3 protein-coding genes are annotated in these 3,602 nt (G+C 69.9%); all 3 read left to right on the forward strand.

Annotated elements, in window-relative coordinates:
* Nucleotides 1-138 precede the first annotated feature (138 nt).
* The 3 genes from ACFYZS_RS40390 (at nucleotide 139) to ACFYZS_RS40400 (ending at nucleotide 3,202) form a co-directional block, all read left to right on the forward strand.
* Complete coding sequence (locus tag ACFYZS_RS40390; RefSeq protein ID WP_030874051.1) at nucleotides 139-495, forward strand: DUF6247 family protein; 357 nt, start codon at nucleotides 139-141, stop codon at nucleotides 493-495.
* A complete protein-coding gene (locus ACFYZS_RS40395) occupies nucleotides 492-782 on the forward strand; it encodes a hypothetical protein (RefSeq protein WP_389024573.1) in 291 nt (96 codons plus the stop codon). The genes ACFYZS_RS40390 and ACFYZS_RS40395 overlap by 4 nt, the downstream gene beginning before the upstream one ends.
* A 122-nt stretch (nucleotides 783-904) precedes the next feature.
* Nucleotides 905-3,202: a hypothetical protein gene (locus ACFYZS_RS40400; RefSeq protein ID WP_389024576.1), complete on the forward strand. Its 2,298-nt coding sequence runs from the start codon at nucleotides 905-907 to the stop codon at nucleotides 3,200-3,202.
* Nucleotides 3,203-3,602 lie beyond the last annotated feature (400 nt).

Consider the following 3,602-nt stretch of genomic DNA (forward strand, 5'->3'; position numbering starts at 1 on the left):
GAGAGTAGGACGCCGCCGAACAATCATTGTGGGAAAGCCCCGCACCAGCCCTTCACGGGTTCGGTGCGGGGCTTTTCTGCGTTTACGGGCACGTGTCAGGGCCGCTCGCTATCCTGGCCTCGTTCCCCTGGAGGCACGATGACAGCACAGCACCTCGAAGACGACGGTCCGCTCATCCCCCAGCCGGCCATGACGCGCGAAGCCCTGCGGGACGCCGTGCGCCGGATCGACATGGCGCACCTCGCCGAGTTCGACAGGGAATGCCATGCGGCGTTCGACCGCGCCGCGGAGACGGGCGCCATCAACCCGCTCCGCTTCTTCCTGATCAAGTGGGCCACGCACGTGGCCATCCACCGCCGGCCCGCCCGAGCCGCGGCGCTGCTCGAGGCCGAGCGGACCGCAGGCGATCCGGCCGCCACGGAGGAACAGTTCCGGGCAGCCATGGAGACCAGCAGCCGCATCCTTGCCGAGGCCCAGCGGGAGATCGGTCAGTGACCCTGCGGGGTGAGGGAGTGGAGAACGAGGCCGGCTGGGCCTGGGAGTGCGATCCGAGTCGGCTGTGGGTGTTCGGCGACATGCCGTCGGAGCAGCAGGAGTTGGTCGCCGTCGTCATGGACGGCCTGGTCGACCTGGCGTCGATGGCCATCGACCCCAAGGACGGCAGCCTCTACGAAGACCCCAGCCCCATGCGCCTGCGTACGTACGAGGACGAGCACCTGATGCTCTGGTACCAGACCATCCCCCACCGCAGCCGCGTCTACCTGAAGCGCGTCAACCTCTGACCTCGAAGTTCCCCCGTCTTCTGCTGCTACGATCCGCTCACTTTGCGGGGGGCGCAGAGCAGTTGGCACAGAGGGCCGCTGCAGACCCCCGCGCGCATCCTGTGGGGGGAACGCAGTTGAGAATGCAGCGTGCCGTGGGAGCCGCCGCGCTCGCACTGGCCACATGCATCGGCGCGGTGTGCGCCGTACCGACGGCGCTCGCCGCCGCGGCGCCGGCACCCGGGGGCGAGGCGACGGTCGCATCGCCGCCGAGCGCCTTCGCGCCCTATCTGATACTCCGAGCTGCCGGCACGGGCATGCTGATGTCGGACAGGTACGACAAAGAGCCGACGTCCTGGCGCAGTGCCGACGGCCGGCGGATTCCGTCCGATTGCGGGGCCGGCCAGGCGCGGCTCGGCGACGAGGTCGCCTGCACGGTCGGCAAGGAACTGAAGATCCGCAACTACGCCTCGGGGGCGACCGAGTCCGTACCCGCCCGGGAGAACCGGGCCTGGTCCACGGCCATCTCGCCGACCCAGGTGCTGGCCTCGGAGAAGGATGCGGACGGGCACTGGCTGCTCCACCTGCTCGGCCGTGCGAACGAGCCCCGCAAGGACGTGCCGGTCACCGGCGTCGGAGCGATGAGTTCCTATGCCGTGCTGGATTCGGACGCACGGGGCGCCCTCGTCGAGTACTGGGGCGCCGGCGCGGAGGGCAAGCACCGGCACGGGGTCCTCGACTACGCCACGGCCACGATGAAGGAGCTCCCCGAAGCTCCCGGCGGGGGCAGCACGTACAACCACGTGGGGCTCGGGTCGAAGTGGATCGCCATGGTCCAGTTCGACAAGGCCGTCATGGTGTCCAGGACCGACCCCGCCGTGGTCCGTACGGTGGCGAACGACAAGTACCCGGGCCGGGTCCTGGCAGTCGGCGACTGGCTGATCGCGGATTCGGGAGACGCCTCCGACCCGGTCGTGAAGGCCTATCCGAGCGACGGCAGTGCGCCGCGACCCGTACTGGACCAGTTGGACGGGCCGTTGGTCCTCGGTGCCGACGGCAGTGCGTACGGGCTCTCCACCGTCAACGGCAGCAGCCGCTGGGCCGTCCACCGCATCTCCGTGGATGCCCAGGGCGCCCTGCGGGTGCAGGAGGCGTTGGCCGTTCCGGCCCGGCCCGCGGACCGGCGGAGCATCGCCATCGCCCAGGGCGACCTCTCCGCACTGCACGTGGACAGCACCGAGTCCGTGCTGGGCTACCGGACGTCGGTCTCGGGTCCGCCGTCGATCACCCAGGCGCCCGTGTGGCGCTGTGACCGCTCGAAGACCGATCCCTTCTGTCCCGAAGCCGCCAGCCGGTTCGGCGGAACCGCCGCAACGGGTGACGGCCGGATCGTCGGGATGGCAGCCGCGAACGGGTGCTCGTCCCGGTGCGCGGTGACGGTCCACATCCGGGACGCCCGCACCGGTGGCGCCCACCGGACCGTGAAACTCCCCGGCGAGCTCTCGCACGCCAGGATCGTCAGCGCCTCCGGCCGCCATCTGCTGGTGAGCGCAGAGGTCAACGATGTCGCAGGGGCGCTGGTGCTCGACATCGACGCCGGCAAGGTCCTGGACATCAAGCCCACCTCGGCCGCGGGACTCTGGGGTTCCCTGCTCTGGCAGCCCGAGGGCGACAAGGGTGTCGTGGCGGCCACGGATCTGCGGACCGGCCAGGTCGTCCGCCGCGTCGACCTGCAGTCGGGCTGCCGCCCGTACGAGTTCCGGGCGAACGGCGACTGGTTCTACTCGACCTGCTCCGCAGACGGGGCCGGGGCGGCCGCGTACCAGGCCCAGACCGGGCGGCGCATCCCGCTGCCCTTCGTCGCCGAACGGCCGCTCGGCCCGCTCGCGCTCGGCGACGGTTACGTGGTCCACGAGAACTACGGCGTGGTGAGCGTCTACAACCTGCGTTCCGGCGCGCTGGTGAGGGAACACCAGGCCTCCGGGTACCCGGGCAACAACATCACCGACTGGGCTGTCGACCGCTTCGGCGGGCGCCTGGCCTACCTCGACCAGGAGGAGACCCTTCACGTCGTGGGGGTCACCGGCGCCGCCTCGCCGCTCGCCGTGATCGACCAGAACGTCCCCGGCACCCTGGACGCCAAGACGGCCGGCAGCCGGCAGGCCCGCTGGTGGCTTTCCAAGCCGGTGTCCTCGTGGAAGCTGATGGCGCGGAACAAGACCTCGGGCGTCACGACCGTCGTGCGCACCGGTGGCGAGACGCGCGGCGTCGTCGACCTGACGTGGGACGGGAAGGACCAGACGGGCCGTGCCGTGCTGAACGGCGCGTACGAATGGACGCTGCTGGCCACCCCGGCGGACGGCCAGGGAGCCCCGCTCAAGGCAACGGGCTCGGTCACCCTGACCGGGGCCACCTTCGCGGCGGGACGCGGACGGCCGTGACGCGGTGCGGGGGGCCTGACGTGTGAGGTCGCCCGCCGGCCCGGGGCCCGTGAGGGCCCCGGGCCGCGCTCGTTTTGACACCCCGGGGGCCCAGTTGTAGAGTCGAACGGTTGCCTGGAACTGGACAAGTTCGGCAGCCATCCAGCAAGACCCCTCGCACCCACGGAATCGAATTCTGCGGGTGCGTACTCGACTCCTCATCCAGGAATCCGAAGCCGGGAAATCCGGTGGAAAACTTCTGATAGAGTCGGACTCGCCGGAAAGGGAAACGCGAAAGCGAAGACCTGGAAAGCAAATCCCGCTTCGACCGGGGGTCAGGCCCGAAAGGATCTGATAGAGTCGGAAACGCAAGAACGAAGAACGAAAGCCCGGAGGAAAGCCCGAGAGGGTGAGTACAAAG

Origin of the sequence: Streptomyces sp. NPDC001903, from assembly GCF_042891345.1 — a bacterium.
Lineage (GTDB): Bacteria > Actinomycetota > Actinomycetes > Streptomycetales > Streptomycetaceae > Streptomyces.

Bases quoted from the DNA above. Each gene is read 5' to 3' on its own strand.
- ACFYZS_RS40400 (WP_389024576.1), top strand. From the start codon at position 905: ATGCAGCGTGCCGTGGGAGCCGCCGCGCTCGCACTGGCCACATGCATC.
- ACFYZS_RS40390 (WP_030874051.1), top strand. From the start codon at position 139: ATGACAGCACAGCACCTCGAAGACGACGGTCCGCTCATCCCCCAGCCG.